The sequence below is a fragment of the Streptomyces resistomycificus genome (genome assembly GCF_001514265.1).
GTDB classification, from domain to species: Bacteria; Actinomycetota; Actinomycetes; order Streptomycetales; family Streptomycetaceae; genus Streptomyces; species Streptomyces resistomycificus.
The window spans coordinates 804068-823750 of the sequence record NZ_KQ948988.1; the positions used below are offsets into that span (position 1 = coordinate 804068).

The following is a 19683-nucleotide window of genomic DNA, read 5'->3' on the forward strand; positions in this document are numbered from 1 at the left end:
GGCATCCCCCGGCAGGGATCAGCGGGGGATCAGAGGCGCCGCACCTGGAGGGTCGTCCGTTGTTCAGCATCACCGTCCGCGATCACATCATGATCGCCCACAGCTTCCGCGGCGAGGTCTTCGGACCCGCGCAGCGCCTGCACGGAGCGACGTTCCTGGTGGACGCCACGTTCCGGCGCGAACAGCTGGACGACGACAACATCGTCGTCGACATCGGTCTCGCCACCCAGGAACTCGGCGCTGTGGTCAGCGAGCTGAACTACAGAAACCTCGACAACGAGCCCGACTTCGCCCAAATCAACACCTCCACCGAGTTCCTGGCCAAGGTGGTCGCCGACCGGCTCGCCGAGCGGATCCACAAGGGCTCGCTCGGCGAGGGCGCCAGGGGACTCGCGGGCCTCACCGTCACCCTGCACGAGTCGCACGTCGCCTGGGCGAGTTACGAGCGTGCCCTGTGACCGACACGACGATGGAGCGCGCCACGCGGGCCGCGCTCGACTACGTCCCCGTGCAGCACTCCGCCCTCAAGAACGCGGAGATCATCCCGATGTCCCTGCGCTCCGTGCACTTCGTCCTGCCCGGCGGCGTCGACGACCCGACCGCACCGAGCGGCGGCAACGCCTACGACCGGCGCGTCAGCCTGGACCTGCCCGGCTTCGGCTGGCAGGTGCACAAGCACGCCGTGCCCGGTGAGTGGCCCCGGCCCGCCGCGGCGGCCCGTGCCGAACTCGCGCAGACCCTGCGGGACCTGCCGGACGGCACGGTCGTCCTCCTGGACGGGCTGGTCGCCTGCGGCGTCCCCGAGATCGTCGTCCCCGAAGCGGAACGGCTGCGCCTGGCCGTCCTCGTCCACCTCCCGCTCGGCGACGAGACGGGACTGGACCCGGCGGTGGCGGCGGAACTGGACGCCAGGGAACGTGCCGTCCTGCGCGCCGTCCCGGCGGTCGTCGCCACCAGCGACTGGGCGGTCCGCCGCCTCGTCTCCCACCACGGCCTGGCCCCTGAGCGGGTCCATGTCGCCGCCCCCGGCGCCGACATCGCCCCCGTGGCCTCCGGCACCGACGGAGTCTCCCGGCTGCTGTGCGTCGCCGCCGTGACACCCCGCAAGGGACAGCACCGGCTGGTGGAGGCGCTGGCCGGGGTGACCGACCTGCCGTGGAGCTGCGTCTGCGTCGGCGGACTCACCCAGGACCCCCAGTACGTCGCCGGACTGCGCATGCTGATCCGGAAGTACGGCCTCGAGGACCGTCTGCACCTGGTGGGCCCGCAGTCCGGCGCCGAACTCGAAGCCAGCTACGCCGCCGCCGACCTGATGGTCCTGACCTCCTACGCCGAGACGTACGGCATGGCGGTCACCGAGGCGCTCGCCCGGGGCATCCCGGTGATGGCCACGGACGTCGGCGGGCTCCCGGAGGCGGTCGGCCGGGCCCCCGACGGCGGTGTGCCCGGCATCCTCGTCCCGCCGGAGGACCCCGCCGCCCTCGCCGCCGAACTGCGCGGCTGGTTCGGCGAGGCGGACGTACGACGCCGGCTGAAGTCGGCCGCCCGGCGCAGACGAGCCGCCCTGGACGGATGGGCGACCACGGCCCGCAGCCTGGCCGGAGTACTGAGCCGGCTGCCCGGCGAACCCAGGAGGGCGGCATGAGGAAGACGGCGGAGACGGCGATGACACAGCACGGCGGCAGGATCCCCACGCAGCCCGGACCACGGGACGCGGTCGAGGCGAAGGATTCCGTGATGGCCGGTCCTGGAGGAGTGTCGGTGCAGGCAAAGGTCGTCCGTCTCGGAGAGACGCCGGCTCAGGCCGAGGTCTCCTCGTCCTCGGAAGCCGCCGAGCCGGGCACGTTCGAGAGCGCGGACCCCGGCGGGGCCGCCGACGCGACCGCGGCCGTCATCGCGGGCGCCGGCCCCACGCTGCCCCCCGGGGAGCGGCCCACGGTGCGGCTGCGGGACGCCGGGCCCGACGATCCGCCCCGCTACGCCCCCGAGTGGCTGGAGTTGCGGGAGGGGGCCGACGCCGCGGCGCGGGCGCCCGAGTTGCTCGACCCGCTGCGGATCCGGCTCGCGAACCTGCCCGGGAAGGCCGGGATCGTCGTCCACGACCTGGGCTGCGGCACCGGCTCGATGGGCCGCTGGCTGGCCCCCCGCCTGGACGGCGCCCAGCACTGGATCCTGCACGACCGCGATCCCTACCTCCTGCACTTCGCCGCCGTGGCGTCCCCGCGCTCCGGCGCCGACGGCAGCCGCGTCTCGACCGAGACCCGCCGTGGCGACGTCGCCCGGCTCACCCCGGACGCCCTCGCCGGCGCGTCCCTCGTGACGGCCTCCGCGCTGCTCGACGTCCTCACCCGCGAGGAGATCGACACCCTCGCCGAAGCCTGCACCGGAGCGGGCTGCCCCGCCCTGCTGACGCTGTCCGTGGCCGGCCGCGTCGAACTCAGCCCGCCCCACCCGCTGGACGCGGAGATCGCCGAGGCGTTCAACGCCCACCAGCGGCGCGACGGTCTGCTCGGCCCGGACGCCGTCACCGCGGCGTGCGAGGCGTTCTCCGAACGCGGCGCGACGGTACGGCTGCACCCGAGCCCCTGGCGCCTGGGCCCGGCCGAGGCCGCGCTGACGATCCAGTGGCTGCGCGGCTGGGTCGGCGCGGCCGTGGAACACGCCCCGGAGCTGCGCGAGCGCGCCGAAACCTATCTGCGCGAGCGCCTCGCGGCCTGCCAGGCGGGGGAGTTGCGGGTCGTGGTCCACCACATCGACCTGCTGGCCCTGTCCCGCCCGACGGGCAAAGCCTCATGAGCGTGGAGACGGTGAGGGCCTGGCCCGTGGCCCGGTCCGGCGCCGTACCGCGGACGCGGCCGACGGACCAGGCCGGCGCCGACGGCGGGGCGGTGGCCGCCACGGGGCGGCCCGCCGAGCCGTCCGGCCTGCCCGCCAGGGCGCCCGGCAAGGCCGCGGCCCCCACCGGCGTGGCCGTCTCCCAGGCCCGCATCGGCGTGATCGTCTCCGCATCCCGCCCCCAGGCCGGCCCGACCACGGCACCGGCCCGCACCACCCTGCGCACCCTGCTGGCCCGTCTCGACTCCCGGGCGCTGCGCACCCACCTCGGCACGGTCGTGGGCGTCGCCATCCTCGGCGTCCTGCTCTGGCGCCTGGGCACCGGCGTCTTCCTTGACGGCCTGCGCCGCATCGACGCCCCGACGCTGCTCGTGGCGCTCGGGATCGGCCTGGTCACCACCGTCTTCAGCGCCTGGCGCTGGCAGTTGGTGGCCCGCGGCCTGCGTATTCGGCTGCCGCTGGGTCCCGCCGTCGCCGACTACTACCGCGCGCTGTTCCTGAACGCGGCCCTGCCCGGCGGTGTGCTGGGCGATGTGCACCGGGCGGTCCGGCACGGACAGAGCGCCGGCGACCTGGGCCGCGGTGTCCGCTCGGTCGTCCTCGAAAGGGTCGCGGGACAGGCCGTGCTGGCGTTCGTCGGCGTGGGCGTGCTGCTCACGATGCCGTCGCCGGTGCTGGCCGACGCCCGGCACTTCGCTCCCCTGATCGCGTTCGCCGCGCTCGGCGCACTCGCCGTCGTCTGGGCCCTGCGGATGAACCGGGCCACCTCGCGGCGGGGCCGGGCCGTGCGCGCGAGCCTCGGGGAGGCGCGCGAGGGACTGCTGTCCCGCCGGAACCTGCCCGGCGTCGCCCTCTCCTCCGCCGTCGTGCTGGCCGGCCACCTCGTGATGTTCGTCGTCGCCGCCCGTGTCGCCGGATCGGCCGCCTCGGCCGCCGTACTGCTGCCCCTCGCGGTCCTCGCCCTGCTCGCCATGAGCCTGCCGCTGAACGTCGGCGGCTGGGGCCCCCGCGAGGGCGTCACCGCCTGGGCGTTCGGCGCCGCGGGACTGGGCGCGAGCAGCGGTCTCACGGTCGCCGTGGTGTACGGGGTGCTGAGCTTCGTGGCGAGCCTGCCGGGCGTCGTGGTGCTCGTCGTGCGCTGGTACGCCGGGCTGCGCGCCGGGGCGGCGGGAACCGGGGCCGGGACCGTCGTACCGGACCCCGGACCCCGTCAGGCGCCCACGGGTCACTCCGTGGACGTACTGCCGGTCAGCATCGAGAAATACGCGCCGAAGGAATCCACCAGACTTGCGAGGAGCGCCTTCCCCTTTTCCGCGGAGCCCAGTGAAGGGCGGCCGATGACACCGGAATCGGTATAGCCGGACATACCGAGGGTGAGGAGATGGCGACGGTCGTCCGCGACGAAATCGGAGGTCTCATAGCCGGAACGGACACATTCGGGATGAGCGTGCAGCAGAATGGAGGTCTCAATTTCCCCCGCGTGCATGTCGGTGAGCAGCGAGGTGGCCACCCCCGCCCGCTCCCGCGCACTCTCCCAGTCCTCCGCGGCCGGGAAGAGCGCCATCCGCTCACCACGCGCGGAGGATTCCTGAACCACGTTGCCCAGCACGTAGTTTCCGCCGTGCCCGTTGACCACCACCAGGGTGTCGACGCCGGACCGGCGCAGCGAAGCCGCTATGTCCCGTACCACCGCGTGAAGGGTGACGGAGGAGATGCTGACGGTCCCGGGCCAGGCCGCGTGCTCGTGCGAGCAGGAGATGGTCACCGGAGGGAGGAGATGCACCGGGTACGCCGCGGCGATCTCCCCGGCGACGGCGCAGGCGACCAGTGTGTCGGTCGCCAGCGGAAGGTACGCGCCGTGCTGCTCGAAGCTCCCGACCGGAAGGACCGCGACCTGCGTTGAGACGTCCGCGCCTCGCGTCCGTACGTCTTCCGTAGTGTCAGCCGGCACCAGACCGTACGCAGCCGACCGTATTCCCGAACCACTCATCTTTTCACGGCCTTTCGTCTCTGCTTAGGAACCAGATCATGACAGAAAAAATTGGCGTGCTCGGCAAGAAGTCGCCACAGCGCACCGGTGTGGAACGCGTGGTGAATGCACCGCTGCCCACCGTGTACGGGAAATTCCAGGCAGTCGGCTACCTCGACCACGACCGCGGTGACGAGCAAGTCGCCCTAATCTACGGTGACATCGGCACGGAAGACGTCCTCACCCGGCTGCATTCCGAGTGCCTGACCGGCGACGCCTTCGGCTCCCAGCACTGCGAGTGCGGCGACCAGCTCGCCTCAGCGCTGCGCGCGGTCGTCGCCGAGGGCCGGGGCATCGTGGTCTACCTCAGAGGGCATGAGGGCCGGGGCATCGGCCTGCTCGGCAAGTTGCGGGCGATGGCGCTGCAGGCGGAGGGCCTGGACACCGTCGAGGCGAACCTGGCGCTCGGCCTGCCGGTGGACGCCCGCGACTACGGCGTCGCCGCCGAGATCCTGCACGACCTCGGCGTGAACTCGGTCCGTCTGATGTCGAACAACCCGCGCAAGCGCGAGGCGCTGGTCGAACACGGCATCCGGGTCGCCGAGACGGTGCCGCTGCTGATACCGCCGTGCGAGAACAACATCACCTATCTCCGGACGAAGCGGGAGCGGCTGGACCACCATCTGCCCCATCTGGACGCGGTGGCGCACCTGTCCTGATTCCCGGACGGCGAGCGGGGACAGGAAGAGGGAATGACCGACGACGTCCTCTTCCTCTCCGCGCGGCAGGTGGCACGCCTGCTCGACCCGGACACGGCGATCGCCTCGCAGCGGGCGGCCTTCACCGCGCTCGGCACGGGCGGCGCCGACCTGCCCGGGAAGATCATGCATCCGAGCCGCTTCGACGACAGTGTGGTCTTCGCGTACGTGTCCCGGCTGTCGGCGGACAGCGGGGCGGTCGCGAAGTTCGGCAGCGTCAACCCGGGCAACGCGGCGGCCGGGCTGCCGACCGTGCACGCCGTCGTCACCGTGCTCGACCCGGTGACCGGCCGCCTCGCCGCCGTCCTGGACGGCACGACGGTCACGACCCTGCGGACGGCCGCCGCGAGCGCGGTGGCCGTCGACGCGCTGGCCGGACCCGACGCCGCCGACCTGGCCGTCCTCGGTTCGGGCACCCAGGGCCTGGCCCACGCGCGGGCCATCGCCCGGGTGCGGGGGCTGAAGTCCGTCCGGCTGTGGAGCCCGACGCCGCAGCACCGGATCCGCGCCGCCGAGTCGCTCACCGTCGAGCTGGGCCTGCCCGTCGAACCGGCCGACAGCGCCGAGGCGGCCGTGCGCGGGGCCTCACTGGTCGCGGCCTGCACGCTGAGCGCGGCGCCCGTGGTGCGCGGCCCGTGGCTGGAGCCGGGGTGCACGGTCGTCAGCGTGGGGTCGTTCGAACCCACCCGCCGCGAGGTGGACGCAGAGGTGGTACGGCGGGCCAGGGACCACGGGGCCGTCGTCGTGGACGATCCGCAGACCGCGGCCGGCCACGCCGGGCCCGTCGTGGCCGCCCTGCGCGAGGGACTGCTGACCCCCGACGACCTCGTCCCGCTGGGCGCGGTCCTCACCGGCCGGCGCACCGCACGGACCGGGCCCGAGGACGTCGTCTACTACAACAGCGTCGGCCTCGGCATCCAGGACGCGGCCGCCGCCTGGGCCGTGGTCGAGGCGGCGAAGGGGGAGCGGCGATGACCACGCGCGTAGGTGCCGTCGTGATCGGCGGCGGGGTGATGGGCACGAGCATCGCCTGCCACCTGGCCCGGGCGGGGGTACGGGACGTCGTCCTGGTCGAGCGGGACGAACTGGCCTCCGGGTCCACGTCCAAGGCGGCCGGCGGGGTCCGGGCGCAGTTCTCCGACGAGCTCAACATCCGGCTGGCGACGCGCAGCCTCGAGGCGTTCGCCCGTTTCGAGCAGGACACCGGCCACGACATCGGACTGCACCGGGTGGGCAATCTGTTCCTGCTGTCGACGCCCGAGGACGTCGCCTCCTTCGAGGAGAGCGTGCGCCTGCAGAACTCCCTCGGCGTGCCCAGCCGCATGATCGACCCGGCCGAGGCCCGCCGCCTCTCCCCGCTGATCAGGACCGAGGGACTGCTCGCGGCGGCCTTCTCGCCCGACGACGGCCACTGCACGCCCGAGGCGGTGGTGCACGGCTACGCGCGGGCCGCCCGCCGGTACGGCGCGAGAGTCCTGCGGCACTGCGAGGTCACCGGCATCGAAGTGCACGGCGACGAGATCACCGCCGTCACGACCAGCACCGGCCGCATCGCCACCGGCACGGTGATCTGCGCGGCCGGCGCCTGGTCGCGGGGGATAGCCGCCATGGTCGGCCTCGACCTGCCCGTCGAGCCGCTGCGCCGCCAGATCGCGGTCACCGAACCCGTCGACGGCCTGCCGCCCGGCCTCCCCATGACCATCGACTTCACCACCAGCCTCTACTTCCACGCCGAGGGCCCCGGTCTCCTCGTCGGCATGTCCGACCCCGACGAGCGGCCCGGCTTCGCCACCGACACCCACGACCGCTGGATCCCCCGCCTGGGCGAGGCCATGGAACAACGCGCCCCGGCCCTCCTCGACCTGCGCCGCACCGGCGGCTGGGCCGGCCTGTACGAACTCACCCCCGACCACAACGCCCTGATCGGCGAGGCGCCTTCGGTGTCCCGTTTCCTGTACGCGACCGGCTTCTCCGGCCACGGATTCCTCCAGGGACCCGCCGTCGGCGAGGTCGTCCGGGACCTGTACCTGGGGCGCGTACCCTTCGTGGACGTCACACCGTTGAGCGTCGGCCGGTTCGCGGCCAACGCCCCGCGCCCGGAGGTCAACCGCGTATGACCGAGCTCCACCTGTGGCTGCGCCACGAGGTCCGCACCACCGAGCGGCGCACGCCGATCGTGCCGCCCGACGCCCGCCGGCTCGTCGACAGCGGAGTGACGCTCACGGTGGAGGAGTCCCCGCAGCGGATCTTCCCCGTCGACGCGTACGAGGCGGCCGGCTGCCGCGTCGCCCCGGCCGGCTCGTGGGTGTCGGCGCCCGCGGAGACCGTCGTCCTCGGTTTGAAGGAACTGCCGGACGAGCCCGCCGAGTTGCCCCATCGCCACATCTTCTTCGGACACGCCTACAAGCGGCAGCCGCAAGCCGCCGACCTGCTTTGGCGGTTCGGCCGCGGGGGAGGGAAGCTGTTCGACCTCGAATACCTCGTCGACGACGACGGCCGCCGGCTCGCCGCCTTCGGCTTCTGGGCCGGCTACCTGGGCGCCGCGCTGGCGGTGCTCCGGCACCGGGGCCGGCTGCGCACGCCGCTGACCCCCACCGACAAGGACACCCTGGACGAGACGCTGCGCCCGGCGCCCGGGGACGAGGAGTTCACCGCCCTGGTGATCGGGGCGCTCGGCCGCAGCGGGCGCGGCGCACGCGCCGCCTTCCACACGGCCGGGATCGAACCCACCTGCTGGGACCTCGAAGAGACCCGCGACCTGGACCGAAAGGCCCTGCTCGCGCACGACGTCATGGTGAACGCGGTCCTCGCCACCACCCCTGTCCCGCCCTTCCTGCGGGAGGGCGACCTCGACGAACCCGCCCGCCGGCTCGGCACCCTCTGCGACGTCACCTGCGACGTGGGCTCGCCCCTGAACGTCCTGCCGGTCTACGACCGCACCACCGACTGGACCGACCCGGCACGCCGGCTGCGCGAGCAGCCGCCGCTGGATCTGATCGCCATCGACAACCTGCCGTCCCTGCTGCCCGAGGAGTCCAGCACCGACTTCTCGGCCGCCCTCCTGCCCCCACTGCTCACGTTCGGCGTCGGCGGCCCCTGGGGGCGCTGTCTGGACCGGTTCCGTCAGGCATGCCGTGAACTCGGCGTCGTGGAAGGAGAGTCGTGTGATGTCTGAGGTCGTTCCCGCGAGCGGCAGCGTCCACTGGGTCGGCGCCGGACTGTCCACCGGCAGCGGGCCGTCCATGCTCTGCGAGGCGGCCGGGCGGGTGCTGCTGTGGCACCGTACCGAGGATCGCGCCGCCGAGGCCCTGGCCCGGCTCGGCCTCACCGGGCGTGCGGAGCCCCGCGCCTACACGCCGGACGCCCTCGCGGCCGAACTCGCCCCCGGGGACGTCGTCGTGTCGATGCTGCCGGCCGCCGAACACGCCGGGCTGCTGGCCCTGTGCGTACGGGAGCGGGCCCACTTCGCCTGTTCCAGCTATGTGTCCGACGCGGTGCTGGAGCAGGTGCCCGCGGCCGAGCGGGCCGGGGTCGTCGTCCTCACCGAGGCCGGTCTCGACCCCGGCATCGACCACCTCTTCGCACACGGTCTCGTGGCCCGCGCCCGCCGGGCGATCGGCGACGACACGGCGGCCTCGTACGGCTTCACGTCCTACTGCGGCGGCGTCCCCGCCGTCGCGAACGACTTCCGGTACCGCTTCAGCTGGGCGCCCGCCGGGGCCCTGAACGCCCTGCGCTCACCCGCCCGTTACGTCGAGGACGGCGCCGAGACCACCGCCGGCCGGCCCTGGGAGGCGACCCGGCGCCATGTCGTCGACGGCGAGACCTTCGAGGTCTACCCCAACCGTGACAGCGTGCCCTTCGTCGAGCAGTACGGCCTGCCGTCCGCCTGGAAGGCCCGCACCTTCGTGCGCGGCACCCTGCGCCTGGACGGCTGGCTGCGCGCCTGGGACGACGTCTTCGCCCGGCTGCGGAGCGACGACGACGCCAAAATCGCCACGCTGGCCCAGGAGTTGGCCGCGAAGTACCCGACCACGGACGCCGACCGCGACCGGGTTGTCCTCGCCGTGTCGCTGGACGTGCGCGGTGAAGCGGGACAGACCTGGTCGGGCGGCTACCTGCTGGACCTGGTGGGGGACGAGGAGGAGAGCGCGATGGCGCGCTGCGTCTCCCGCCCCCTCGCCCTCGGCGTCCGGCACGTCCTGGACGGCTCCCTGCCGCCCGGCCTCAGCCGCGCCGCCGAGACGGCCGCCCGGTCCGAGGAGTGGCTGGGCGAACTCGCCCGCGAAGGCGTCCACTTCACGCTGCGGGTCGATCAGTAGGCGACGGCCTCGTGCACCAGCCGCTTGAGGTCGGGATAGAGCGCCAGGGAGCTCTTGGGCCGCAGCTGGGTCATGAACTGCACGGACAGGTCCCGGCTCGGGTCGACCCAGAACGTCGTGGTGGCGACGCCGCTCCAGCCGTAGGTCCCGAGGCCGGTGGGCGCCTGCGTGCGGTCGGGGTCGACGACCACGGAGACGCCCAGGCCGAATCCGACACCGTCGTTGCCGGGTTCGTCGTGTGCGGGGCGGCTTCCGAAGGCGCGCAGATCGGCGCCGCCCGGGAGGTGGTTGGAGGTCATCAGGTCCACCGTCCCGGGCGCGAGGAGACGGGTGCCGTCGAGTTCGCCCCGGCGGCGCAGCAACTCGGCAAAGCGGTGGACGTCGTGCGCGGAGGCCACCATGCCGCCACTGCCGGACAGGAAGCGGGGGCGGCCGTGGAGCGGGAGGCCGGGGATCGGCTCGATGCCGCCGCCGTCGGCGTCGCCGTACAACTCGGCGAGCCTGTCCTTCTGTTCGCCGGTGACCTGGAACCCGGCGTCGGTCATCCCGAGCGGGCCGAAGATCCGCTCGGCGAAGAAGGTGTCCAACGGCTGCCCGGAGACCACCTCGACGACCCGGCCCAGCACGTTGGAGGCGACCGAGTAGTTCCACTGGGTGCCCGGCTCGAACTGCAGCGGCAGGCTCGCGTACACGTCGGTCGTCTCGGCCAGGTTCGTACCGGGCAGCACCGACGACTCCAGGCCGGCATCGCGGTAGAGGGCGTCGACGGGGTGCGTGTGGTAGAAGGCGAAGGTCAGCCCGGCGGTGTGGGTCATCAGGTGCCGGACGCGTATGGGGCCGGCGGCCGGGCGGGTCACGGTGTCGGCGCCGGAGCCGCTCACGTACACCCGGGGTTCGGCGAAGGCCGGGAGGTGCCGGTCGAGCGGGTCGTCCAGCGACAGCCGGCCCTCCTCCACCAGGATCAGCGCGGCGACGGCGGTGACCGGTTTCGTCATGGAGTAGATCCGCCACAGGGTGTCCGCCTCGACGGGCAGCCCGGCCGCGATGTCCCGGTGCCCGTACGTCGTGAGGTGGGCGACGCGTCCGCCGCGGGATACGGCCACGAGGTGCCCGGGCAGGCGGCCCTGGTCGACGAGGTGGGCCAGGTGCTGGTCGAGGCGGCGCAACGCCTTCGCGTCCAGCCCGACCTCGTGCGGGTCCACCTCTTGTCGCAGCAGTGCCATCGTTCTCCTCCGTCACGTTCGTCGAGGTGCGATCCGGCATACCCCGCCGTAACGACCTCAGACATCATCGCCGCCCGGGAACAGGAGATCGTTCCCCGGAGCGACGGTGGGTGATCACCGTGACGATCACTCCGCGCGCACCGGCCGCCCCTGAAACCGGCCGGTGCGCGCGGAGGGCTCTTCCCGAGGCCCCCGAACCCCGGCCCCCGAACCCCGGACCCGGGTCACTCGACCCCGTGATCAGGATCCCGTGACACGCGCAGTGCGGTGTTGTTCCTTTCCGCTCGTTCGGGGCGATGTTCTTGCCGGAAACGTCACCTGTCAACAGGGGCGTCCGGGACGCGGCGAACACGCCGTACCCCCGGAGACCAGGCGAGGCTCCGGGGGTACGCGGCGGCGGGGCGGCGGGATCAGGCAGTCACCTTCTCCGCCTGCTTCGCCGTCGCGGGCGACCGCTCGCCGAGCAGCTCCGTGGGGATGGTGTGGGTCTCGCGGGCCGTGAGGGCGGCGAGGACCGGCGGGACGCACAGGGCGGCGGTGAACAGGGCCACCGACGACCAGTCGTCTCCGTCCGGACCGGCGATCTGCGCGGCGAAGGTGACCGCGAACCCGGCCACCGCGAAGCCGATCTGGGTGCCGATGGCCATGCCGGACAGGCGGACGCGGGTGGAGAACATCTCGCCGTAGAAGGCGGGCCAGACGCCGTTCGCGGCGCTGTAGACGACGCCGAAGGTGACGATGCCGAGCACGAGGGTCAGCGGGTAGGAGCCGGTCGAGATGGCCCACAGGTACAGGACCATCATCACCGCGCTGCCGGCGGCGCCGACCAGGAACACCGGGCGGCGGCCGACGCGGTCCGACAGGGTGGCCCACGCGGGGATCGCGCCGAGTGCGACGAGGTTGGCGAGCGCGCCCACCCACAGCATCGAGGAGCGGCTCATGCCGACCGCGTCGCTGGTGGCGTACGACAGCGCCCAGACCGTGAAGATGGTGCTGACCGAGGCGATGAGCGCGGCCGCGACCACCCGCAGCACGTCCGCCCAGTGCTCGCGCATCAGGATCGCCAGCGGCAGCTTGACGACACCCTCCGAGGCGGCCTGCCGGGTGAAGGCGGGCGTCTCCTCCAGCTTGCGGCGGATCACGAAGCCGGCGACGGCGACCGCGACGCTCATCCAGAACGGGACCCGCCAGCCCCAGGACATCAGCTGGTCGTCGGGGAGCGCGGCGACGGGGATGAAGACGAGGGTGGCGAGCAGCTGCCCGCCCTGGGTGCCGCTCAGGGTGAAGCTGGTGAAGAATCCGCGCCGCTGCGGCGGCGCGTGTTCCAGCGTCATCGAGTTGGCGCTGGCCTGCTCGCCGGCGGCCGAGATGCCCTGCAGGACGCGGCACAGGACCAGCAGGACCGGAGCCACCGTGCCGACCTGGTCGCGGGTGGGCAAACAGCCGATGAGGAACGTCGACAGGCCCATCAGGATCAGCGTGAAGACCATGATCTTCTTGCGGCCGACCCGGTCGCCGAAGTGCCCGAGGAAGAGCGCGCCGACGGGGCGGGCGGCGTACGCGACCCCGAAGGTGGCCAGCGACAGCAGGGTCGCGGTGGCCGGGTCCGACTCGTCGAAGAAGACCTCGGGGAAGATCAGCGCGGCCGCGCTGCCGTAGATGAAGAAGTCGTAGTACTCCAAGGCACTGCCGATCCAGGCCGCCGTGGCGGCTTTTCTCGGCTGGCCGGGCGGTGCGGCGGGGACGGACACGGCGTGCTCCTTCGGGGGAACTCCACCCTAGGTGGAGTGAGCGGAGGGGAAGGGCCGGATCTCGGCTAATTAACCCACTGGGTAGTTAGTGGCGGTGGGTGGGATGTTGCGCCGACGTTTCCCGCGTGTCAAGAGGGGGTGCCGAAGGATCTTCCTGCTCGCAGCCGTGCCGGTGCCGTCCCCGCGGGGGGCGAACCGGGGTCGTGCGGGCCGGCAGCGGGCGCCTCAGGCCGTCGCGCGCTCCGCCGTCAGGTAGGCGATGACCATGTCGCCGAGCATCGTGCGGTAGTGCTCGCGCCGGGCGGGATCGATCAGGTCGCGGCCGAAGAGGGCACCGAAGGTGTGCCGGTTGGCGACCCGGAAGAAGCAGAACGAGCTGATCATCGCGTGCAGGTCGACGGCGTCGACGTCGGCCGTGAACAGCCCCGACTGCTGTCCCTGTTCCAGGATCCGGCGGATCACGTCGAGGGCCGGTGAGCCGATCTTGCCGAGCTTCTCGGAGGCGGCGATGTGCACGGCCTCGTGGATGTTCTCGATGCTGACCAGGCGGATGAAGTCGGGGTGCTGCTCGTGGTGGTCGAAGGTGACCTCCGCCAGGCGGCGGATGGCGGCGACCGGGTCCAGGTGTTCGACGTCGAGCCCCTGCTCGGCCTCGCGGATCACCGCGTACGCCCGCTCCAGGACGGCGGTGAACAGCTGCTCCTTGCCGCCGAAGTAGTAGTAGATCATCCGCTTCGTGGTGCGGGTGCGGGCGGCGATCTCGTCGACGCGGGCCCCGGCGAAGCCGGCCCGGGCGAACTCCTGGGTGGCCACGTCGAGAATCTCGGCCTGGGTGCGGGCCGCGTCACGGATGCGCCCGCCGGGTCGTGCCGGTTCTTCGACGCTGGTCATCGGGATCCTTCGGGCGACGGGTCAGTGCCGGAGATTCTAGAAGCAGGCCGCCGCGCGGGGCTCCGGATGACCGGACGGGGGTTCCGGCGGGCCGGTGATGCTGATATAGCTAACGTACTAGTTCGTACATTGTGAGCCGCTCAGGAGGTCCCGCGTGGTGCCCAAGGACTCGTATCTCGTCGGTCTGATCGGTTCCGGCATCGGCCCGTCACTCAGTCCCGCACTGCACGAGCGGGAGGCCGACCGGCAGGGCCTGCGCTATCTGTACCGCCTCGTCGACATCGACACCCTCGGGGTCCCGGCCGAGGCGGTGGGCGACCTGGTGCGGGCGGCCCGCGACCTGGGCTTCGACGGGCTGAACATCACGCACCCGTGCAAACAGGAGGTCATCCGCCACCTGGACGCCCTCTCCGCACAGGCCGAGGCGCTGGGCGCGGTCAACACCGTCGTCTTCGAGGAGGACGGCCGGGCCGTCGGCCACAACACCGACGTGACCGGCTTCGCCGCCTCCTTCGCGCGCGGTCTGCCCGACGCCCCGCTGGAGCGGGTCGTGCAGCTGGGCGCGGGAGGAGCGGGCGCGGCCGTCGCGCACGCCACGCTCACCCTCGGCGCCGAGCGGGTCACCGTCGTGGACGCGATGCCCGAGCGGGCGGCCCGCCTCGCCGACTCCCTCAACCGCCACTTCGGCGACGGACGGGCCCTGGCCGCCACCCCCGACCGGCTCGCGGACCTGCTCGCAGGAGCCGACGGCCTCGTCCACGCCACCCCCACCGGCATGGCCGCCCACCCGGGCCTGCCCTTCGCCGCCGGACTCCTCCACCCCGGCCTGTGGGTCGCCGAAGTCGTCTACCGCCCCCTGGAGACCGAGCTGCTGCGCACCGCCCGCGCGCTCGGCTGCGCCACCCTCGACGGCGGCGGCATGGCCGTCTTCCAGGCCGTCGACGCGTTCCGCCTGTTCACCGGCCGGGAACCCGACAGCGTCCGGATGCTCGCGGACATCGCCGAGCTGGCCGGGGCCGTACCGGCACCGAAGTAGCCCGGGGTCTCGCACCAGACCGGAACAGAGAGGTACCGACATGCGTACGTCCATCGCCACCGTCTCCCTCAGCGGATCCCTCACCGAGAAACTCGCGGCCGCCTCCCGGGCCGGTTTCGACGGCGTCGAGATCTTCGAGAACGACCTGCTCGCCAGCCCCCTCACCCCCGAGGAGGTCAGCGCCCGCTGCGCCGACCTCGGACTGACCATCGACCTCTACCAGCCGATGCGCGACATCGAGGCCGTGCCCGCGGACGAGTTCGCCCGCAACCTGCGCCGCGCCCGGCACAAGTTCGAGCTGATGCGCAGGCTCGGCGCCGACACCGTCCTGGTCTGTTCCAGCGTCTCCCCGCTCGCCGTCGACGACGACGCCCTCGCCGCCGAACAGCTGGCGCGACTGGCCGACCTGGCCCAGGACTTCGGCGTCCGCGTCGCCTACGAGGCGCTCGCGTGGGGACGGCACGTCAGCACCTACGACCACGCCTGGCGCATCGTCGACACGGCCGGCCATCCGGCGCTCGGCACCTGCCTGGACAGCTTCCACATCCTCTCCCGCAGCACCGGTCCCAAGGACGTCGAAGGCATCGCGGACATCCCCGGCGAGAAGATCTTCTTCCTCCAGCTGGCCGACGCCCCGCTGCTCGCGATGGACGTCCTGCAGTGGAGCCGCCACTATCGCTGCTTCCCGGGCCAGGGCGGCTTCGACGTGGCCGGACTCGTCCGCAGCGTGCTGCGCACCGGCTACGACGGCCCGCTCTCCCTAGAGGTCTTCAACGACGTCTTCCGCCAGGCCGAGGCCGGACCCACGGCCGTGGACGCCCGGCGCTCCCTGCTCGTCCTCCAGGAGACGGTGGGCATCGCCGCACCGCCCGCCTCCGTCGCCCCGACGGGTGTCGCCTTCGCCGAACTCGTCACGCCGGACGCCGAACCGCTCGTCGCGGTGCTCGGCGCGCTGGGCTTCACCCGTGCCGCCCGGCACCGCAGCAAGCCCGTCGACCTGTGGCAGCAGGGCGAGGCCCGGCTGCTGGTCAACACCGGCCCGGCCGTACGGCGTGACGGCACCGGGCTCGCCGCGATCGGGCTGGAGTCACCGGACCCGACCGCCGCCGCCCGCCGCGCCGAGGCCCTCCTCGCCCCGGTCCTGCCACGCCGCCGCGCCCCCGAGGACGCCCCGCTCGACGCGGTCGCGGCCCCCGACGGCACGGAGTTGTTCTTCTGCGCCACGGACCGCCCCGAACACGCCAACTGGCGGACCGACTTCGTGGCCACCACCGGCCCCGGCGCCGGGCAGCCGTACGCCTCCGCGGCCCGGATCGACCACGTGGCCCTCACCCAGCCCTGGCACCACTTCGACGAGGCGGCCCTCTTCCACCGCAGCGTGCTCGGCCTCGACGCGCAGGAGAGCGTCGACGTCGCCGACCCCTACGGGCTGATGCGCAGCCGAGCCGTCACCAACGCCGACGGCAGTGTCCGGATCGCCCTGACCGTCGCGGCGGCGCCCACCGACGACACGGTCCACGCCCAGCACATCGCGCTGGCCACCGACGACGTGGTCGCCGCGGCCCGCCGCTTCGCCGCGGCCGGCGGCCGGCTGCTGCCGATCCCCGCCAACTACTACGACGATCTGGCGGCCCGCTTCGAGTTCGCCGACGGCGAGCTGGCCACCTACCGCGAACTCGGCATCCTCTACGACCGGGACGCGTACGGCGAGTTCCGCCACTGCTACACACCCACCATCGGCAAGGTCTTCTTCGAACTGGTCCAGCGCGACGGCGGCTACCGCGGCTACGGCGCCCACAACGCCCCCGTCCGGCTGGCCGCCCAGCACGCGGTGCGCCGGCTCACTGGCGGCTGACGGTCCGGGTCACGCCGGTGAAGACGGTCGTGGCCAGGATCCAGCCGGCGATGACGAGGGCGTACGACAGCGTCTGGTACCCGCCCTCCGGGGCGAACGCCCCTTCCTGGCCGAAGGAGATCACCGGGAGCAGCAGGTCGAGGGTGTAGAACACCGGGTTGAAGTCCGGGGCCTCGGACGGCTTGAGGGGGCGCGGGTGATGCAGCGCGTAGGCCACCGAGCCGATCGCGAGCAGCGACAGCAGCCACACACAGGCGCGCAGCGGCCGGAAGCCGTAGCCGACGGTGGCGTCCTGGACATGCCCCCACAGCCGGCCGTACCAGGGGAGCGTGGTGCGGTGGCGGCGCTGCTTGGCGAGCCGGACGAGGCGGGCGGCGTGGTCGTCGCCCACCCGCAGATAGGCTGCGGTCAACTGCTCGTAGGCGTGCGGGACATACCCGTCGCCGTCGCGCTCCAGCATCGGCAGGCGGCGCTCGGCCGGCTCGTGCGGGGTGAGCGTGGTGTAGACGAGGCTGCTCAGCAGCACCTCGGCCGGCACGACGTCCGGTTCGAGGAACAGGACGTCGATCTGGGCGCGGCGCAGATTGAGGGCGCCGTCGATGTGGGGGCTCTTGCGCAGCCAGAGTTCGCCGATGGTGCAACTGCTGGCGCGCAGGGCCGCGTCACCGGGATTCGACAGGCTCGCGTACGACAGGTCGAGCCGGCCCGCGACCCGGGCGCCGCGCAGCCCGATCCAGCCCCGCACCTGCGCGTCGCGCATCAGGAGGTCGCCCTCCACGGTCAGCGTCTCGCCGTCGAGGGCGTGGTGGCCGGGCCGGTTCAGCCGGGTCCCGTTGAGGTTGACCGAGCCGGTCACGGTGGCGCCGTTGAGCCGCATCTCGCCGTCGACGCGCAGCCCGGGCGCCCACAGGTCGTCGCCGACGGTCACCTGGTTGAGCTGGAGCATCGGCTCCGAGGTGTCGGCGGAGGTGAGGTGGGCCCGGTCCAGGAACAGCGCCCCCGACAGCTGGGCGCCGCCGAGCCGGACGGGTCCGCGCAGCCGGCAGTCCGTCATCCGCAGGACGCCCTCCACCCGCATGGTGGCGGCGGTCAGCCCCGGCAGCACGGACCAGCTCAGGTTCAACTGGCGCAGCCGGGCGCCGTACAGCAGGGGGACGCCCTCGAAGAGGCAGTGACTCAGCCGCACGGCGTGGTCGGTCGTCCCGTACCGCAGGTCGAGTACGCCGCTGATGCGGGCGCCCGACAGCTTCAGGGCGGGTATCTCCCCGTCCTCCTGCGGTCCGTTGAGCAGCAGCGAGCGCAACACGGCTGCGCGGACGGTCCGTTCGGGTCCCCAGTCCGTCCCGTCGGCCGGGTCCTCGTCGTCCCCGGTACGGAAGTTCACGGACTCGCCCCGCGGGAAGGCCCGCCACACCCGCAGTTCGGCCGGCGTCAGGTTGTCGATCTCCATCAGCCGCGACTCTGACGTGGTCCCCACGGCCTGTCAACCGAAAGCCCGGGCCGCACCGTCGACGTCCTCGATCACACGAGGAGTCCGCAGACGGTCGCGGCCCGGGCCGTTGAGTTCAGGGCCGGGTGTTCCACTCGGCGATCACGGGCCGGTCGTGCTCCGTCGACAGTCGGCTGACCGTGGCCGTCGCCAGCTGGAACAGCCGTCCGTCCGCCGGGTCCAGTCCCAGCCGGCGTGCCGTCAGCACCCGCAGGAAGTGGCCGTGCGCGACGAGGATCACGTCGCCGTCGGGGAGGGCGGCGTCCACCCGGGACAGCACCCGGTCGGCGCGCTCGCCCACCTCGGCGGGCGACTCGCCCGGATGCCCGTCCGGGCCGGGCGGCACGCCGTCGGTCCACAGGTACCAGTCGGGCCGGGTGCGGTGGATGTCGACGGTGGTGACGCCCTCGTAGCCGCCGTAGTCCCACTCGTGCAGGTCGGGGTCGGATACGGCCCCGGTGACGCCCGCCAGTTCGGCGGTGCGTATCGCGCGGTCCAGCGGGCTGGTCAGCGCGGCTGCGAAGGTCCGCGACGAGAGGAGCGGAGCGAGGGACTTGGCCTGTTCCTCGCCGTGCTGGGTGAGGGGCAGGTCGGTCCAGCTGGTGTGCTGTCCCGACACGCTCCACTCCGTCTCGCCGTGACGGACCAGGAGAAGGTCCCCCACGGCCGGACCTACTTCTTCGCCGACTCGACGGCGTGGCCGCCGAACTGGTTGCGCAGCGCCGCGATCATCTTCATCTGCGGCGAGTCGTCCTGACGGGACGCGAACCGGGCGAACAGCGACGCCGTGATCGCCGGCAGCGGCACCGCGTTGTCGACGGCGGCCTCGACGGTCCAGCGGCCCTCGCCGGAGTCCTCGGCGTAGCCGCGCAGCTTGTCCAGGTGCTCGTCCTCGTCGAGGGCGTTGACCGCCAGGTCGAGCAGCCAGGAACGGATGACGGTCCCCTCCTGCCAGGAGCGGAAGACCTCACGCACGTCGGTCACCGAGTCCACCGCCTCGAGCAGCTCCCAGCCCTCCGCGTAGGCCTGCATCATGGCGTACTCGATGCCGTTGTGGACCATCTTGGAGAAGTGCCCGGCGCCCACCTTGCCCGCGTGGACATAGCCGTACGGGCCCTCGGGCTTGAGCGCGTCGAAGATCGGCTGGAGCCGGTCGACGTGCTCCTTGTCGCCGCCGACCATCAGCGCGTAGCCGTTCTCCAGGCCCCACACCCCGCCGGAGACACCCGCGTCGACGAAGCCGATGCCCTTGGCTCCCAGCTCCGCGGCGTGCTTCTCGTCGTCGGTCCAGCGGGAGTTGCCGCCGTCGACCACGGTGTCACCGGGGGAGAGGAGGCCGCCGAGCTCGTCGACGACGGACTGCGTGGCCGCGCCGGCCGGGACCATAACCCAGACCGTGCGCGGGCCTTCGAGCCGGTCGACCAGTTCGGCCAGGCTGCTCACGTCGGAGACCTCGGGGTTGCGGTCGTAGCCGATGACGGTGTGGCCTGCGCGGCGGATCCGCTCGCGCATGTTGCCGCCCATCTTGCCGAGGCCGATGAGTCCGAGCTGCAT

Annotated in this window: 17 protein-coding genes and 1 pseudogene; 11 read left to right on the top strand and 7 right to left on the bottom strand. The window is 72.8% G+C overall.

Annotated features, from left to right (window positions below):
- Window positions 1-59: 59 nt before the first annotated feature.
- From AQJ84_RS03355 to AQJ84_RS43860, 4 genes and pseudogenes are all read left to right on the top strand, one after another.
- Window positions 60-458, top strand: coding sequence for a 6-pyruvoyl trahydropterin synthase family protein (locus AQJ84_RS03355; RefSeq protein ID WP_030039616.1), 399 nt, complete (start codon window positions 60-62; stop codon window positions 456-458).
- Entirely contained in the window at window positions 455-1645 is a 1191-nt protein-coding gene (locus tag AQJ84_RS03360) for a glycosyltransferase family 4 protein (protein ID WP_030039615.1), read from the top strand. Before AQJ84_RS03355 ends, AQJ84_RS03360 begins: the two co-directional genes overlap by 4 nt.
- A complete protein-coding gene (locus tag AQJ84_RS03365) occupies window positions 1642-2796 on the top strand; it encodes a class I SAM-dependent methyltransferase (protein WP_030039614.1) in 1155 nt (384 codons plus the stop codon). Before AQJ84_RS03360 ends, AQJ84_RS03365 begins: the two co-directional genes overlap by 4 nt.
- Window positions 2793-3893: pseudogene (locus tag AQJ84_RS43860) on the top strand (lysylphosphatidylglycerol synthase transmembrane domain-containing protein); the annotation flags it as partial. The gene AQJ84_RS03365 and the pseudogene AQJ84_RS43860, both read left to right, overlap by 4 nt.
- A gap of 167 nt (window positions 3894-4060) precedes the next feature.
- Here the strand turns inward: AQJ84_RS43860 and AQJ84_RS40465 are convergent.
- Window positions 4061-4825: a creatininase family protein gene (locus AQJ84_RS40465; RefSeq protein WP_078631758.1), complete on the bottom strand. Its 765-nt coding sequence runs from the start codon at window positions 4823-4825 to the stop codon at window positions 4061-4063.
- A 38-nt stretch (window positions 4826-4863) separates the two neighbouring features.
- Here AQJ84_RS40465 and ribA point away from each other — a divergent pair, with 38 nt between their 5' ends.
- Genes ribA through AQJ84_RS03395 form a run of 5 tightly spaced genes read left to right on the top strand, consistent with a single transcriptional unit; the run spans window position 4864 to window position 9884 of the window.
- On the top strand, window positions 4864-5523 hold the full coding sequence (gene ribA / locus AQJ84_RS03375; RefSeq protein ID WP_030039613.1) for a GTP cyclohydrolase II: 660 nt from the start codon (window positions 4864-4866) through the stop codon (window positions 5521-5523).
- Window positions 5524-5556: 33 nt separating this feature from the next.
- Window positions 5557-6537: an ornithine cyclodeaminase family protein gene (locus AQJ84_RS03380; RefSeq protein WP_030039611.1), complete on the top strand. Its 981-nt coding sequence runs from the start codon at window positions 5557-5559 to the stop codon at window positions 6535-6537.
- Window positions 6534-7679 (top strand): NAD(P)/FAD-dependent oxidoreductase, encoded by a 1146-nt coding sequence (locus AQJ84_RS03385; RefSeq protein ID WP_030039610.1) that lies wholly within the window; start codon window positions 6534-6536, stop codon window positions 7677-7679. Before AQJ84_RS03380 ends, AQJ84_RS03385 begins: the two co-directional genes overlap by 4 nt.
- Window positions 7676-8737, top strand: coding sequence for a saccharopine dehydrogenase (locus AQJ84_RS03390; protein WP_053190241.1), 1062 nt, complete (start codon window positions 7676-7678; stop codon window positions 8735-8737). The genes AQJ84_RS03385 and AQJ84_RS03390 overlap by 4 nt, the downstream gene beginning before the upstream one ends.
- Complete coding sequence (locus tag AQJ84_RS03395; RefSeq protein ID WP_053190240.1) at window positions 8730-9884, top strand: saccharopine dehydrogenase family protein; 1155 nt, start codon at window positions 8730-8732, stop codon at window positions 9882-9884. Before AQJ84_RS03390 ends, AQJ84_RS03395 begins: the two co-directional genes overlap by 8 nt.
- Here the strand turns inward: AQJ84_RS03395 and AQJ84_RS03400 are convergent.
- From AQJ84_RS03400 to AQJ84_RS03410, 3 genes are all read right to left on the bottom strand, one after another.
- Window positions 9878-11107 (bottom strand): serine hydrolase domain-containing protein, encoded by a 1230-nt coding sequence (locus tag AQJ84_RS03400; RefSeq protein ID WP_030039606.1) that lies wholly within the window; start codon window positions 11105-11107, stop codon window positions 9878-9880. The genes AQJ84_RS03395 and AQJ84_RS03400 overlap by 7 nt on opposite strands.
- Window positions 11108-11517: 410 nt before the next feature.
- Entirely contained in the window at window positions 11518-12858 is a 1341-nt protein-coding gene (locus tag AQJ84_RS03405; RefSeq protein WP_030039605.1) for an MFS transporter, read from the bottom strand.
- 225 nt (window positions 12859-13083) lie between these two features.
- The gene (locus tag AQJ84_RS03410; protein WP_030039603.1) at window positions 13084-13749 is read right to left on the bottom strand and encodes a TetR/AcrR family transcriptional regulator; all 666 of its coding nucleotides are present in this window, start codon (window positions 13747-13749) and stop codon (window positions 13084-13086) included.
- A 157-nt stretch (window positions 13750-13906) separates the two neighbouring features.
- Between AQJ84_RS03410 and AQJ84_RS03415 the strand changes: the two genes are divergently transcribed.
- Window positions 13907-14785 (top strand): shikimate dehydrogenase, encoded by an 879-nt coding sequence (locus AQJ84_RS03415; protein ID WP_030039602.1) that lies wholly within the window; start codon window positions 13907-13909, stop codon window positions 14783-14785.
- A gap of 40 nt (window positions 14786-14825) precedes the next feature.
- Entirely contained in the window at window positions 14826-16640 is a 1815-nt protein-coding gene (locus AQJ84_RS03420) for a bifunctional sugar phosphate isomerase/epimerase/4-hydroxyphenylpyruvate dioxygenase family protein (protein WP_053190239.1), read from the top strand.
- Here AQJ84_RS03420 and AQJ84_RS03425 read toward each other — a convergent pair.
- From AQJ84_RS03425 to gnd, 3 genes are all read right to left on the bottom strand, one after another.
- Window positions 16627-18090, bottom strand: coding sequence for a translocation/assembly module TamB domain-containing protein (locus AQJ84_RS03425; RefSeq protein WP_030039598.1), 1464 nt, complete (start codon window positions 18088-18090; stop codon window positions 16627-16629). The two genes, AQJ84_RS03420 and AQJ84_RS03425, sit on opposite strands and share 14 nt — an antisense overlap.
- A gap of 115 nt (window positions 18091-18205) precedes the next feature.
- On the bottom strand, window positions 18206-18793 hold the full coding sequence (locus AQJ84_RS03430; RefSeq protein ID WP_030039597.1) for a histidine phosphatase family protein: 588 nt from the start codon (window positions 18791-18793) through the stop codon (window positions 18206-18208).
- An 8-nt stretch (window positions 18794-18801) separates the two neighbouring features.
- Window positions 18802-19683 (bottom strand): phosphogluconate dehydrogenase (NAD(+)-dependent, decarboxylating), encoded by an 882-nt coding sequence (gnd, locus tag AQJ84_RS03435; protein ID WP_053190238.1) that lies wholly within the window; start codon window positions 19681-19683, stop codon window positions 18802-18804.